We start from the raw sequence: 14,425 nt of genomic DNA on the forward strand, positions 1-14,425 counted from the left end.
TTCATCCACCATTCCATCGCCGTGCCCAGCTCTCAGCCGCGGCAAATGCAAGAATGCGTTGCTCCCGCGCATTGCCCCGCCAAGACATATCTTCGGGTTCGTCCAAAAGGGATGTATCGATAATCCCCGCGCCAGCTAGAACGCCGTGGCGGATCAGCTCGTGAAGGCGATCACGCTGTGTCCTATAGATCGAAAGGTTGAACTCCGCCGGACCGCCTTTCTGCTGCCGCTCAATAATCGTTCTTGGCAGCCGGTTCGAGAAGGCGGCGCGGGCGACGGCGCGGTCGCGTCCGTCGGCTATCCAGTGCCAAGTCGGAATAGAGAGACATAGTTCGACGATCGGCTGGGAGAGCAGAGGCGCGATGTGCGGCGGCGCGCTTCGCCGCGGATATAGCTCGAGGCTTTTCTGGGCTCGCATCAGGAACGCGACATGAACCGTCTTCCCGGGGAGGGCGTCGGCGGGCGCAGAGAGCCATGGATGAGAAAAACCCTGCGCTTCGATCCGCGCCAGCACCTCCCTTTCAAGACCAAGCTCATTGTAGCGCGGCAGATGCGCCCCGCCCGAGCGCCTATGCCGCAACCAAGCGTGCCTGAGCACCGTCACGATGTCGGCGCCGGTGAGGCTGGAGATATCCCGAACTATTTTGCCGAGACCGGTACGCTGTCCTTTGGACAGGAAATGATCGAGCAACGGAACGGCGCTGCGAATGCTGCAAAATATTCCGTCGCCGCCGTTCCCGGAAAAATGCGCGTCGATAGGCATTTCAGAGTGCAATCGCTGATGGATGGCGCCAACCGCCTGTTTGAATATCGGGGAGATCGGCCAGGGGTGGTGAGGCGTGACCGCACGCTCGACGTCGATATCAGCCAGGTCGAGCGGCGCATGACGCAGGCGGATTCCGAGCGAACTTGCGACGGCGTGCGCATAAGGTCGCTCATCGCCAGCAACGCCTGGACTGACGAGCGTTAGGGCCGTCAGCCTTTCCGATCGCGGAGTGGCCGCCACGGCGACGATCGAGGAATCCAGACCGCCAGATGATCCCAGCAGGATCGACGGAAAACAGCTCGACCAAGAGCCGATGCAATCGGCTATCGTCCAGCGAAGCTGGCTCGTTTCCTCTTCGACGGACATTCCGCGGGGAGTCACATGGTCCCATGGTGACCACCATCGCTCGATCCTCGCGCTCCGCCGATCGACCACGAGGCACTCTCCCGCAATCAACTCCTCGACGCCGACAAGACAGGTATTCCGGCCGCGAGCATCTCCCGAGGCTAGAATGCGTCCGATTTCTTCAAAGTCTAATCGGCCCGGTTCGGGCACTACCAAGTCCGTGACATCGCCAGCCAGCGCCGTCGCGCACCCCGAGCGCCGGATGTAGCAAGGCAATAGACCGGATGGGTCCCGCAGCACGTAAAGCGCGCCGTCTTCCGCGACATGCACGAAAACATAGCCACCCCAATAGCCATTAATCAGTTCCCGCCCGTTGGCAGCAACGAGCGCGCTCCCGTCCACCCCCGCCCAATCGCGAACACGCACGCTCGGCGGCCCCTTCCGGAATAGGTATCCGAGTAGGACAGTTCTCGCATCGATCGCGACCATTGGCTCATCCGACCAGAGCATCACATTCGCAGCAGTGAAGTCGGGAGCACGTCCGAAAATTTCCTGACCCGACGGAGGTTTCTCGGCGGTGACATGTATGTCGATGTAAAAGCCGCCAGCCATCAGACAGCGAATATCGGTTGGTAGCGACGGATGATATCGAGCGTGTCCGTGAGAACAACGTCGCTGGCCTGCACCCAGCAGTGCGCCGAGAATGGCATCGTTACCCCGAACACAAGGCTTGCGTCACAGCCTCGCTGCGCCAACAGGCGTTTCATCGCAATTCCCCGCACGAGGCATTGGTCGGCGGCGGAGACAAGGCGCCGACTGTGGAGAAAAGCCGCTGCAGTATTCTGGATGACACGCTCGTCACACGAAGCGTTTCGGGGACGGTCTCGCTCGAGTCGCGCCACGATATCGAGAATGCCGTCTCGACGAAGCTCGGCGCGGGCACGGCCTTGCATCCAGATTGCCCGCAAGATTTGCGGCGTAGACGCCGCGCCGAGCGGACCGTCAACAAGACTCTCGACCGCGTGCGTAAAGGCGAGCGGCGTCGGCGAGTCTTCGGCTTGCCCCGGACCGATCACGCCCGCGGCAAGGAGTTCGGAAAGCGCGGGAGCACTTGGCGTTCCGTTCAAATAGCTGTCGAAGGCAGCGCGCAGATGGGGCGGAAGGAGGAAATAGCGGTCGGCTGACAAATCGAAGAAGATATGATCCCCTCCGATCCGACGATGATAGAGGCCTGGGCGCAATTGAAGTGGCATGGTCGGCAATGGCACGATGGCGGCTACGGCCGGCGTGCCACCGTTCGGCGGCACGCCGATCGCATTCAATCGTCGGTGCTAATCGCGCCGACAAGGCCATAATGATCGCCATCCTCGAAATCGGGCTCGCCGAGTTGCTTGATGCCGCGTGTCTCGACGCTGATGGCGCCGAGATCGATCATTTCCTCATTGTTCAGGGTCTTCATCGCATTTTCCTTTCAAAATACGACTCAATTGAGCCGCATCCGAAAAGCTATTCAGCAGATGATTCGCGTTCCACTTTATAATCAAATGGGGGATGGACAGGTCTCAGGGTCACTGCCCCAGATTTCGTCGTCAGTTGGGTCATCGCAATCGAGAAACATATCGTCGAAATCTTCGAATACGTACGCGACCTGCGCCGTCATCAGCGTAGACATGGGTTCCCCTTCAGCCTCATGGCGCTGCATCATATACGCGATAACCTGGCCGCCAATTTGTCGACGTTCGCCGGGATCCAACTTTTCCTGCGCGAACCGCTGGCGGCGACATGCTCTTATGAGATCGCCCGGAAAGTCCAAGATCTCGATTGCGTTATCGAATCCTGGATTGGAGTAATCCCCATAGCCGAGCGGCTCGCTTTTGAAGTCGTTCGAATAGCGGTAAGCGAAACCTCCAAACTGATCGTCGTTGGGATCATAGTATAAGTGATAAATGTCTGCGGAACCGTTGTCACGTTCCTCCTCCGACATTTCGTTCCAAATTTTACGAAGTCGGTCAGGCGTAAGAACATTGAGCACCGACATATGGATCATGCCCTCGCTGAGGATTTCGTGCGACCAGCGTTGAAACAGAGCTATCGAACCGGTCCCTGATACAAAACCGTCCAAGTGAGGCAGCATCAAGACCTTGGCCGTATACATTAATGGCCGGCCATCGCGGGAGACGAGCGTATCGGTCGCAAGAAAAATGCCCTCGTGGGTGATCGAAAAATTAAGAGCTGTCATTGGGCCTCCATTCGATCCGGTCCCTGAACCTCGGAAGTAAATTTTTTATTTATTAGCAGCGGATTAGGCGGCGCTCCGCAAGGCGGTACGAGGCAGTTGACTCGTCATCCGATGGCAAGGGCGCGATACAGCGGAACTCATGGCCGAGCAAAAACCTCAGGCCTTTGTCGCGCACAGATGAAACCAGCACAGGAGGCCGAGACGGCGGGAAATTTGGTGGTAGCATCCGCCACGGCACCCGCCGCACAGCAGGTAAAGCATTGCCTCGACATCCGCCGCAGCGACCACTTGCGCGGGTGCCCGAGGGCGGCGGATAAAAGGAAGCCAACCCTCGCATTCGGCATCGGTCAGCTCACCAGCAAGCGGCCTTGGTCTACTGGAATAGACGTCATCAATGATGCAAAATGAACAGTCCGGCAACCGACCCGGCGCGACAACATATCCGATGCAACCAAATCGGCAGCAATTTCGCGTGCCGATAAATACATTATTAAGCAATTTCAAACCACTAATTCGAGCATGACAAATATTATGCTAATGCCCGACTGGTCAGTTTCCGACGTTTATGTTGACGAGAATGACACTTACCAAATCACTGCAACCTATGATCTCGCACCCGACGAGTGCGCACGATGTGAAGACCCTGCCCGACTGGTCAAGCGGGGCGCAACAACCAGGATTTTTGTAGATGCACCGGTTCATGGCAGGCACACCTTCATCCATGTCCGACACAACAAATATACTTGTCGCACATGCGGGGCGTCGTTCAAGCAGATCTTGCCAGGAATGCATCACACCCGCCGGATGACCAAGCGCTTGGTGGAATATATCGAGAAACAATCTCTGTTGAAGCCGATTGCTCACGTGGCCGAAGACACTGGCGTGTCTGAGACAACCGTCGGGGAGATCAGCAAGGCGTATTTCGCCAGATTATCCAAACATCATGCGCGCAATTTACGCGCTCCCCGCCACATCGGAATCGACGAACTGGCGCTGGTTAATAAAGAGATGCGGGCGATCTTCATCAATCTTGAGGACAGTTGGCCGTTCGAGTTACTTCCTAACCGAACACTGAAGTCCGTGCAGAATTTTCTTATGAAGCTACCGAACCGCGGGGATGTCGAGGCGGTCACGATGGACATGTGCGATTACTATAGGACGGCCGTAAAGAAAACGATGCCACAGGCTGCCATTATCGTCGACCGATGGCACATGGTTGATAATGTGAACGACGCTATGGATGAAGCGCGCCGCCGATATCAGCGGACCATTCACCTCGACCTCCGAACTGCCCTCAAGGGCGTGAATGGAATTTTTCTCAAACGAAGGGCCGAGCTGAGCGCTAGCGAGCAATTAGAACTCGGAGGCTGGCTCGCAAATTCGGACGAGCTCTATGCCACGTACGAAGCGAAAGAGGCGCTGCTTAGCATCTGGGATTTACACGACCGCGCCGCCGCGGAAACAGCCCTCGACGAGTGGCGGGCGTCGATACCTGACGATCCCTTGCATGTTTTCGCAGCCGTCGCGACCACAATCGACAATTGGCGGACAGAAATATTGAACTTCTTCGACCACGGGCGACTTACAAATGGCCCGACCGAGGCGAGAAACGGCGCTATAAAGCGGGTGTACAATTATGGCGCTGGCTATGATTTTGAATCGATCCGAGCACGCGCGCTTTTTGGAAAGCGCCCGGGCAGACGTAAAGAGGAAGCGGATGCAAAGGACGAGGCGTGGCGCGCGAGAAAACCCGTCTGCATCAGATGTAGACAACCTATAGACGCGGCTGCCCTGATGGAAGATTGGAAGGCCTATGTCGCGCCGCTCATGGAACCCCCGCCCCGCGTTCACGAATACGCCCTGTGCGAGGAATGCTCGAAACCAGACGCATGGTCGTAAGCAAACGTGCGAGGCTGACCCCATTTGGCCAGCCCGTCTGCTCGGGCAACTCTCACTGCGGGTCCAGTTCGATCCAGAACCAGTTTCCCCAACTCCAAAATCCGCTTCTTTTCAAACCGTCCGTTTACCGAACTTCATTTGACTTTCTCGCGTCGGCAATGCGATGAACGGGCGACACGGTCGAACCTGGGTCAAACGGCCGGCACGGAGACAGCAATGACGGATGAGGACGTCGCCCCCGAACAGGGCGAGTTGGCGATCACGCGCACCGGCGATCGGCTTCGGCTGGCGCGGGAAGCGGCTGGTCTGTCGCTCGCCGACGTGGCGACGCGCACGCGCATTACCCAGCGTCATCTCGCCGCGATCGAAAAGTCCGACTTTTCGGAACTTCCGGGCCGGACCTATGTCACCGGTTTCGCGCGCGCCTATGCCCGCGCCGTCGATTTGCCCGAGGCCGAAATCGGCGCTGCGGTGCGTCAGGAACTCGAAGACGACGAATATGGCTCGCGGCCGCTTTACGAAGCCTATGAGCCGACCGATCCCGCGCGTCTGCCGACCGCGCGGCTGACCTGGACGCTGGTTATCGTCACGCTGCTGCTCGCATCGGCCTATGGCGTCTGGCGTTTCCTGTCGGTCGAACCCGACGAGGCTTTGATCGCCGCGCAGAATCGCGCCGCCGACGAATCCGAAGCGCCGCAGAGCGACGCAGCCGCGACGCCCGCAACCAAGGCGGGAGCGGTCGCGGCCAACGCGCCGGTCGTGCTGACCGGCCTGTCGGAAGTCTGGATCGGCTTCGACGATGCGACGGGCAAGACCGAGAATTGGCGCACGCTCGAGGCGGGCGAAGTCTATCAGGTGCCGCCCGCCTATATCGAACAATTCACGCTGCGCACGAGCATCCCGCAAGCGCTGCGAGTCACGGTCGGCGGTCGCGATGTCGGATCGATCGGACCCGCCGATACGCTCGTCAAGGGCGTGTCGCTGAAACCCGCCGATCTTGTCGCGCGCACCGGAGGCGACGGCGCGGCAGTCCCCGCGGGGCCGCGCCCCAACGGCTGACGGCCGCGGCAACCAAGGGCAAACAGGGGCCGAAACGCCGGTCGTTCGGACCGGTTCGAAAGACAGCGCGCCGAAATGGGTTTGCGCTGGCGCCGATTGCCGCGTTATGGACGGCGAAATTGGTTAATCAGTGGGGACCTAACGGCAGATGATGATGCGTCAGATCACTTTCCTCGGAGCGGCAACGATCGCGCTCGCGGCGGCGATGCCGGCGGCGGCGCAGGACAATAATATCGGCAAGCGCGTCGAGCGGCTCGAAAAGGAAATGCGGGCGGTCCAACGCTCGGTCTTTCCCGGCGGCAGCCCGACCTTTTTCGAAGGCGAGATCGCGCCCGACAATACGCCTGGCGAGCGTTCGCGCACCAACGCCCCGGTGATCGACCTGACCGCGCGCGTCGATGCGCTCGAAGCCCAGCTGCAGACGCTCACCGGCCAGACCGAGCAGAATGCCTATCATCTGCGCGAACTCGAAAAGGCGTTCACCGCCTACAAGGCCGAAATGGACAAGCGCTTCGCCGATCCAGCAGCGGTCGATCCGGCAGCGGGCGACCCGACCGCAACCCCCGCGAGCCTCGCCCCCGTGGTAAGGGCACCAGCGGCTGCCAACGCGACGCCGACGAAAAAGCCCGCCAGCAAGCCCGCGGCAAAGCCCGGCGCACCCGACGCGGCCCGGCTCGCGCTCGTCAAGAAGGTCGAAGTGCCGTCGACGGGCAACGAGACCAAGGACGCCTATGACTATGGCTATCGCCTGTGGGACGCGAAGCTCTATCCCGAAGCGCAGGCACAGCTGAAGACGGTCGCCGAAAAATGGCCGAAGAGCAGCTATGCAAGCTTTGCGCAAAATCTCCTCGGCCGCGCCTATCTCGACGAAGGCAAGCCGAGCCTCGCCGCGGTCGCCTTCTACAATAATTACAAGGACCGCCCGAGCGGCCCGCGCGCGCCGCACAGCCTCGTCTATATGGGCATCGCGCTCGACAAGCTCGGTCGGAAGGCTGACGCCTGCAAGGCGTTCCGCGAGCTCGACGAAGTCTATGGCGACAAGGCGCCGCAGGATGTTCGCACCGATGCTGCCGCCGCAAAAGCAAAAGCAGGCTGCTGATCGCGACGTCGCCGGCCGGCTCGCCGGCGATATCGCGGCGCTGCTCGGCCCCGACTGGCACCGGCTCCATTTCGGCGTCGCGGTGTCGGGCGGGCCTGACAGCATGGCACTGCTCTGGCTGATGACCAGCCTGCTGCCCGGCCAGGTCTGGGCGGCGACGGTAGATCATGGTCTGCGCAAGGGATCGGACGACGAAGCGCGGATGGTCGCGGGATTCTGCGCGCGCGAGCATATCCCGCATTCGACGCTGCGTCCGCCGGCGCCGATCACGGGATCGCAGCAGGCCGCTGCGCGCGCCGAACGCTACCGCCTGCTCGAACAATGGCGCGAGGCAAACGCGCTCGACCATATCGTCACCGCGCATCACGCCGACGACCAGCTCGAAACGATCGTGATGCGGCTCAACCGGTCGAGCGGTGTCGGCGGGCTCGCCGCGATCCGCGCGAAGAACGGCCTGATCCTGCGCCCGCTGCTCGACTGGCGGCGCAGCGAGCTGGTGCAGGTCGCACTCGAAAACGACCTTCCCTTCGTGGACGATCCGTCGAACAGCGACGATCGCTTCGACCGCGCACGTCTCCGCCATGCGCTGCGATCGCAGACGGCGCTCGACCCGGTCGCGTCGGCGCGGTCGGCGGCGTGGCTGGCCGAGGCCGACGAGGCGCTCGACTGGGCGGTCGAGCGGCTGATCGCGTCATGGCCCGACGCGTCGGACATCGCGGTGATCCGCGACGATGGCTATCCGCCCGAAATGTTCCGCCGCATCGTCGCGCAGCGCCTGCGCGCCAACGCGCCGCAGCTCGTCCTGCGCGGTGCCTCGCTCGACGGCGTCATCGCCGCGATGCACCAGGGCCGCCGCGCAATGGTCGGCGAACTACTGATCGACGCCGTGCGCGGGCTCGAAGGGACGATCTGGCGCATTTCCGCGGCACCGCGGCGGAACATTGGGGTCAGGACCGACAAAAAGGGCTGATTGCCTCATTGTCATTTAACCCGATTATCCTATCTTGTCGGTATCAGCTTCGCGATGTTCGCGGGCGACAGGAAAGATTCCGAATGCAGGACGACAAGGAACCGCAGGGCAACCCCTGGATGAAGAGCGTGATGATCTGGAGCGGCATCCTGCTCGCCATGCTCCTCGTCGCCTCGATGTTCGGCGGCGCCGCGCAGCCCGCGGGCAGTCCGCTCGCCTATTCGGAGTTCCGCCAGAAGGTCGAGGAAGGCAGCGTCAAGGACGTCGTGCTCTCCGAAGACAAGGTGACCGGCACGCTGTCGAACGGCGACCGCTTTACCGCCAACGTCGTGCGCGATCCCGAACTGCTCAAGATGCTCAACGAAAATGGCGTCAAATATGACGGAAAGGCGGCCGAAGTGCCGAATTTCTGGATGTATATGCTCGTCCAGTCGCTGCCCTTCCTGCTGATCCTCGGCATCGCCTTCTTCGTCTTCCGCCAGGTGCAGAAGAATAACGGCTCGGGCGCGATGGGCTTCGGCAAGTCGCGCGCCAAGATGCTCACCGAAAAGCAGGGCCGCGTCACCTTCGACGACGTCGCGGGCATCGACGAGGCGCGCGAAGAGCTCGAGGAAATCGTCGAATTCCTGAAGGATCCGACCAAATTCTCGAAACTCGGCGGCCAGATCCCGAAGGGCGCGCTGCTCGTCGGCTCGCCTGGCACCGGCAAAACCTTGCTCGCCCGCGCGATCGCGGGTGAAGCAGGCGTGCCATTCTTCACCATTTCGGGTTCGGACTTCGTCGAAATGTTCGTCGGCGTTGGTGCTTCGCGCGTCCGCGACATGTTCGAACAGGCGAAGCGCAACGCGCCGTGCATCGTCTTCATCGATGAAATCGACGCGGTCGGCCGCCACCGTGGCGCCGGCCTCGGCAACGGCAATGACGAGCGCGAGCAGACGCTGAACCAGCTCTTGGTTGAGATGGACGGCTTCGAGGCGAACGAAGGCATCATCATCGTCGCGGCGACCAACCGCCCCGACGTGCTCGATCCCGCGCTGCTGCGTCCGGGCCGCTTCGACCGCCAGGTCGTCGTGCCGCGCCCCGATATCGAGGGCCGCCAGAAAATCCTCGAAGTCCACACGCGCAAGAAGCCGCTCGCGCCCGATGTCGACCTCCGCCGCATCGCGCGCGGCACTCCGGGATTCTCGGGCGCCGATCTGGCAAATCTTTGTAACGAAGCGGCGCTGCTCGCCGCGCGCAAGGGCAAGCGCCTGATCGCCTCGAACGAGTTCGAGGAAGCGAAAGACAAGGTGATGATGGGCGCCGAGCGTCGCTCGATGGTGATGACCGAGGACGAAAAGAAGGCAACCGCCTATCACGAAGCCGGTCACGCGCTGGTCTCGCTCCACGTCGAGCATAACGACCCGCTCCACAAGGTCACGATCATCCCGCGCGGACGCGCGCTGGGCGTGACGTGGAACCTGCCCGAACGCGATCGCTATTCGCAGAATATGAAGCAGATGAAAGCGCGCCTCGCGCTCTGCTTCGGCGGCCGCATCGCCGAGCAGCTGATCTACGGCAAGGACGAGCTCAACACCGGCGCCTCGAACGACATTCAGCAGGCGACCGACATGGCCCGCGCGATGGTCATGGAATATGGCATGTCCGAAAAATTGGGCTGGCTGCGCTATCGCGACAACCAGGACGAGGTCTTCCTCGGCCACAGCGTGTCGCGGGCGCAGAATATGTCCGAAGAGACAGCCAAGTTGATCGACGCCGAGGTTCGCCGCCTCGTCGAGGAAGGCGAAAATGTCGCTCGCAAGGTGCTTACCGACCATCTCGACGAACTCCACCTGCTTGCCGGCGCACTGCTGGAATATGAAACGCTGTCGGGCGAGGAAGCGAAGCGCGCGATCAAGGGCGAGGATATCGGCCGCGAGGACGACGCCGACAAGCGCGGCACGCCGGTTTCGGGACATGCCGGCGGTATCCCGCAGATCAAGCGCAAGCCGCGCCCGTTCGGCGACGCCAATCCGCAGGGCGCATAGGGCTTCGGCCTGGCTTGCTTCAAGGATCATTCATTGGCTGGGGGCAAGTGGCGGCGCATGATCAACGCGAAACATGCGCGCCTCCTGCCTGTCCTGCTTACCGCTCCCCTTCTCTGTGCCATGGCGCCGGGTGACATGAGCGTGGCGGCGTTTCTCGCACGCGCGGCGTCGATCGAGCGGCTCGGTCCGCTCGCGCTCGCGACGCCGCAAGGCCATCAGCTCAAGGGCGAGGTCATCGCGGCAGGCAAACGCTACAAGGCACGGATCGACGCCGAACGCCGCGCCGGCCGCAAGACGACGAGTTGTCCGCCTGAGTCGGGCGATGTCAGCCCCGATCAATGGCTGTCGCACCTGCGCAGCTATCCGGTTTCCGTACGGCGGAAGGTCAGCATCTACTCGGCCTTCGACGCGCTCATGAAGAAGCGCTATCCCTGCCCTGCCTGATGCGCCAAAGATGCTGGCGAGGACCAGGGAGGAAGCGATGACGGGCAAGAAGTGGGGCATTCGGGCGGCGGCAGCGCTTCTGGCGGTCGGCGCCCCGCCGGCGCTGGCGCAGAACACAGGCACGCTGACCAGCAAGGTCGAACTCGAAAAATCGATCTCTGCCACAGACGGAAAGCCCGCGACGAAGACGTACCTCACGCCGGACGTCGTCGTACCGGGCGACCGGGTGCGCATCTCGCTCGCCTTCACCAATAACGGCGCGGAACCCGCATCGGGCGTGGTGATCGCCAATCCGATCCCGCAAGCGCTGTTGTTCGACGGCACCGACGACGAAGCGGGTTTCGGCGTCTCGGTCGACGGCGGCAAGCAATTTGCGCCGCTTTCCGATTTGGCGGTGCCGGTCGAAGGCGGAGCGGCCCGCCCGGCCACCGCGGCCGACGTTACGCATGTCCGCTGGAAGTGGGCCGACGCGGTCGCGCCCGGCCAGACACGCACGGTCGCCTTTTTCGGGCGTGTGCGGTAACCCCTCGGAATGACGATCTATTGCGACGAATCGGGCGGGCTCAACGCCGGCGCGATGACCTTCTCGGCAGTGATGCTCACACCCCAGACAGCGACCGAAATCCACGATCGCTTCCGCGGCGTCACCGGGCTTCGCGGCGAACTCAAGGGCAGCCGCATCAGCCTCGTCGAACGCGCCTACCTGCTCGAACTGTTCGACCGCGCCGGCGGCAGGGCGTGGGTCGCGGTCGCCGAGCGCAAGAAGCTGGCGCAGAATCCGGGCGGCACCCTGCCGAGTGATCTCGCGCTCTACGGCGCGTTGCTCAACAGCGCGGTCGGCCACTGGCTTCCGGAAACGGGAGGCGTCTGCACCGACGTCGTGATCGACGACGGGCGCTACGATCCCAAAATCCTGTCGCATGTCCGCGAGGAGATTCAGGCCGGGCTCGGTCAGTGGGGGCGCGCCTCGCTCGCAGACAGCCGCCGCAGCGACGGGGTCCAGATTGCCGATGTGATCGCCAACAGCCTGTTCAACATCGCGGTCGGCTCGCCGCGCGCGCACCGCATCCAGCGCATTCTGGAGCCGATGCTTGCCTCGAAGGCGATCCGGATCGCCGAACTGACGCACGTTGATTGACAAAAGGGCCGCAGTTTCCTGCGGCCCCGTTGGTAATCAATTGTCAGCAGCGCTTATTCGAAGTCGCCGCCACCGCCGGCAGGACTGCGCGGCGGCGCCGCCGCGGTCAGACGCAGCGCTTCGGCCGAGCGGCTGATCGAGCTGATTTCATCGGGCGTGTCGTCATCGTCAACGACGACCTTCTGCATCGAACCGACGAGCGTTTCCTGCAGATCCTTGGGACGAATCGTCTGTTCGGCGATCTCGCGCAGCGCGACGACGGGATTCTTGTCGCGGTCGCGGTCGACGGTCAGTTCCGAACCGCCCGAGATTTCGCGCGCGCGGTGCGCCGAAAGCAGAACCAGGTCGAAGCGGTTGGAAATCTTGTCGACGCAATCCTCGACGGTAACGCGGGCCATGTTGTTTCCTTAATATCGGAGAGGCCAGCCTTTGGGGCATGGCAGCAAGCGCTGCGCGCTAGCAGGGAGGCCCGCCAATGTCAACCAAAGCGGCGCTCTTGCAGCCCTTACGGCCACCAGCCTATGAGCGGTTGATGACCGACGCCTGCCCCCCCGCCGATCTGCACCAGAGCTTGACGGCGGATGTCGCAGGCCACCGGATCGAACTGCTCTTCGACGGCGGCGACCGGCTGACACGGCTGCTCGATCTGATCAACGGGGCGGCGCACAGCATCGACCTCATCATGTATATCTTTAAGGGCGACGCGGCGGGTCGGCGCATTCTCGATGCCATGCTCCTCGCTGCGGAACGCGGCGTCCGCGTCCGTGCGGTAATTGATAGTTTCGGCTCGGGCGACACGCCCGACAGCCTGTTCGCCCCACTCCGCGAAGCGGGCGGCAGTGTTACCTTCTTCTCGCGCCGCTGGCGGTCGACCTATCTGATCCGCAATCATCAAAAGCTGATCCTGATCGACGACTATATTGCGGTTACCGGCGGGTTTAACATTGCCGACGATTATCTGAGCCCGCCCCGCAGCGACTGCTGGTTCGACATCGGCATGATCGTGAAGGGCCCGACGGTCATACAAGCTGCGCGATGGTTCGCCGAGATCCACGATTACACCGTCAACGACGACGGCAAGGTGCTGACCCTGCGACGGCTGATCCGCGAATGGCCGGTCGATGGCGAGGCTGTCTCGTGGCTCGTCGGGGGCCCGACGCAGCGTCTCTCTCCCTGGGCGCGCGCGGTTCGCGCCGACCTTGATGATGCGCGGCAGCTCGATATGGCGATGGCCTATTTCTCGCCGGGCCAGGGAATGCTGCGCCGGCTCGGCCGCGTCGCGCGGCGCGGCCGCGCGCGGTTCGTGATGGCGGGCAAGTCGGACAATCCGGCAACGATCGGCGCGTCGCGGCTGCTCTATGGCTATCTGCTGCGCAAGACCGGCGAGGTCTGGGAATATCGGCCGTGCCGGCTGCACATGAAGCTGATCGTCATCGACGATGTCGTTTATATCGGATCGGCCAATTTCGACGTGCGCAGCCTGTTCGTGAACGTCGAAGTGATGGTGCGGATCGCCGACGCGGGCTTCGCCGAAAGGATGCGCAACTTCCTCGCGGCGCTGCGGCCCGACTGCGAGATCATCACGTCGCAATCGCACAAGGCGCGCGGCAGCTGGCTGACGCGGCTGCGCTGGACGCTCGCCTGGTTCGTCGTCGGCGTCGTCGATTATACGGTGTCGCGAAAACTCAACTTCGGGCTCGGCGATCCTGACCCGGAAGTTTAGTCCCTTGGACGTTCAGTCCTTCCAGCCCCAGAAGAGGAAGCAGGGCGGGACATTGACCCATTCGAACGCATTGTCGATGCGGTTGAAGTGCGCCGCGAGGAAATCACGCGCGCGGGCGCGGAATTGATAGACGAGGAAAGCGCCGCCCGGACGTAATACGCGGTGCGTCGCCGCTGCGATGGCGGGGCCGACGCCGGCGGGCAGCGTCGAGAATGGCAGACCGGAGAGGACATAATCGGCCTTTTCGAAGCCATGCGCGCGGATAATTTCCTCGACGTCCGCCGCTGAGCCATGAACCGCGATAAAGCGGCTGTCGCGGATATCCCCCCGAAGATAATCGATGAAGTCCTCGTTGGTATCGATCGCGATCAGCGTCGCGTCGCCCGTCATCCGTTCGAGGACCGGACGGCAGAATGTACCCACGCCCGGACCATATTCGACGAACAGCTTGGTATTCTTCCAGTCGACGGGCTTCAGCATATGGCGGATCAGCGTCGGCGACGACGGCACGATCGATCCCACCATGACCGGGTGCTTGATGAAGCCGCGCACGAACATGCCCCACGGCCCGAAAAAGCGTTTGAGGCCCACGCGCAGCCGGCGGGCCAGCGGGACTTTCGTTTGTTGGGCCTGCGCCCGCGGATTGGTCATGATGGCTTTCGCGTTGTTGCGGTTGATCAAATGCGTGGCAAAATCGTGACGGTCGCGCAAGGAAA

16 protein-coding genes are annotated in these 14,425 nt (G+C 62.2%); 9 read left to right on the forward strand and 7 right to left on the reverse strand.

Features of this window, described 5'->3' with window-relative positions; genetic code table 11:
- Position 1: 1 nt before the first annotated feature.
- From FG95_RS15470 to FG95_RS21140, 5 genes are all read right to left on the reverse strand, one after another.
- Positions 2-1,723, reverse strand: a complete 1,722-nt coding sequence (locus FG95_RS15470) for an asparagine synthase-related protein (protein WP_037557023.1) — start codon at positions 1,721-1,723, stop codon at positions 2-4.
- On the reverse strand, positions 1,723-2,433 hold the full coding sequence (locus FG95_RS15475; protein WP_037557024.1) for a lasso peptide biosynthesis B2 protein: 711 nt from the start codon (positions 2,431-2,433) through the stop codon (positions 1,723-1,725). Before FG95_RS15475 ends, FG95_RS15470 begins: the two co-directional genes overlap by 1 nt.
- Entirely contained in the window at positions 2,430-2,570 is a 141-nt protein-coding gene (locus FG95_RS20830) for a hypothetical protein (RefSeq protein ID WP_161786571.1), read from the reverse strand. The genes FG95_RS15475 and FG95_RS20830 overlap by 4 nt, the downstream gene beginning before the upstream one ends.
- 81 nt (positions 2,571-2,651) lie before the next feature.
- Entirely contained in the window at positions 2,652-3,350 is a 699-nt protein-coding gene (locus FG95_RS15480; RefSeq protein ID WP_037557026.1) for a hypothetical protein, read from the reverse strand.
- A 347-nt stretch (positions 3,351-3,697) separates the two neighbouring features.
- Positions 3,698-3,838 (reverse strand): hypothetical protein, encoded by a 141-nt coding sequence (locus tag FG95_RS21140; protein ID WP_235211587.1) that lies wholly within the window; start codon positions 3,836-3,838, stop codon positions 3,698-3,700.
- Between the two features lie 31 nt (positions 3,839-3,869).
- On the opposite strand from FG95_RS21140, the gene FG95_RS15485 reads away from it, so the two are divergent.
- The 8 genes from FG95_RS15485 (at position 3,870) to FG95_RS15520 (ending at position 11,986) form a co-directional block, all read left to right on the forward strand.
- A complete protein-coding gene (locus FG95_RS15485) occupies positions 3,870-5,249 on the forward strand; it encodes an ISL3 family transposase (RefSeq protein WP_081933195.1) in 1,380 nt (459 codons plus the stop codon).
- A 216-nt stretch (positions 5,250-5,465) separates the two neighbouring features.
- Positions 5,466-6,308: a helix-turn-helix domain-containing protein gene (locus FG95_RS15490; RefSeq protein ID WP_037557027.1), complete on the forward strand. Its 843-nt coding sequence runs from the start codon at positions 5,466-5,468 to the stop codon at positions 6,306-6,308.
- A 148-nt stretch (positions 6,309-6,456) separates the two neighbouring features.
- Complete coding sequence (locus FG95_RS15495; RefSeq protein ID WP_052182417.1) at positions 6,457-7,407, forward strand: hypothetical protein; 951 nt, start codon at positions 6,457-6,459, stop codon at positions 7,405-7,407.
- Entirely contained in the window at positions 7,361-8,377 is a 1,017-nt protein-coding gene (gene tilS / locus FG95_RS15500; RefSeq protein ID WP_081933196.1) for a tRNA lysidine(34) synthetase TilS, read from the forward strand. Before FG95_RS15495 ends, tilS begins: the two co-directional genes overlap by 47 nt.
- 83 nt (positions 8,378-8,460) lie before the next feature.
- The gene (ftsH, locus tag FG95_RS15505) at positions 8,461-10,404 is read left to right on the forward strand and encodes an ATP-dependent zinc metalloprotease FtsH (RefSeq protein WP_037557028.1); all 1,944 of its coding nucleotides are present in this window, start codon (positions 8,461-8,463) and stop codon (positions 10,402-10,404) included.
- A gap of 33 nt (positions 10,405-10,437) precedes the next feature.
- Positions 10,438-10,848: a hypothetical protein gene (locus FG95_RS15510; RefSeq protein WP_235211588.1), complete on the forward strand. Its 411-nt coding sequence runs from the start codon at positions 10,438-10,440 to the stop codon at positions 10,846-10,848.
- A gap of 37 nt (positions 10,849-10,885) precedes the next feature.
- Entirely contained in the window at positions 10,886-11,371 is a 486-nt protein-coding gene (locus FG95_RS15515; RefSeq protein ID WP_052182418.1) for a hypothetical protein, read from the forward strand.
- A gap of 9 nt (positions 11,372-11,380) precedes the next feature.
- Complete coding sequence (locus FG95_RS15520) at positions 11,381-11,986, forward strand: DUF3800 domain-containing protein (protein ID WP_037557030.1); 606 nt, start codon at positions 11,381-11,383, stop codon at positions 11,984-11,986.
- A 53-nt stretch (positions 11,987-12,039) separates the two neighbouring features.
- On the opposite strand, the gene rpoZ is transcribed toward FG95_RS15520, so the two are convergent.
- Positions 12,040-12,384, reverse strand: a complete 345-nt coding sequence (rpoZ, locus tag FG95_RS15525) for a DNA-directed RNA polymerase subunit omega (RefSeq protein ID WP_037557031.1) — start codon at positions 12,382-12,384, stop codon at positions 12,040-12,042.
- A 77-nt stretch (positions 12,385-12,461) separates the two neighbouring features.
- Here rpoZ and FG95_RS15530 point away from each other — a divergent pair, with 77 nt between their 5' ends.
- Positions 12,462-13,709: a phospholipase D-like domain-containing protein gene (locus FG95_RS15530; RefSeq protein ID WP_235211589.1), complete on the forward strand. Its 1,248-nt coding sequence runs from the start codon at positions 12,462-12,464 to the stop codon at positions 13,707-13,709.
- Positions 13,710-13,721: 12 nt separating this feature from the next.
- Here the strand turns inward: FG95_RS15530 and FG95_RS15535 are convergent, their stop codons facing one another.
- Complete coding sequence (locus tag FG95_RS15535; protein ID WP_152567677.1) at positions 13,722-14,360, reverse strand: class I SAM-dependent methyltransferase; 639 nt, start codon at positions 14,358-14,360, stop codon at positions 13,722-13,724.
- Positions 14,361-14,425: the final 65 nt, after the last annotated feature.

The sequence above is a fragment of the Sphingopyxis sp. LC363 genome, assembly GCF_000756385.1.
Taxonomy (GTDB): Bacteria; Pseudomonadota; Alphaproteobacteria; order Sphingomonadales; family Sphingomonadaceae; genus Sphingopyxis.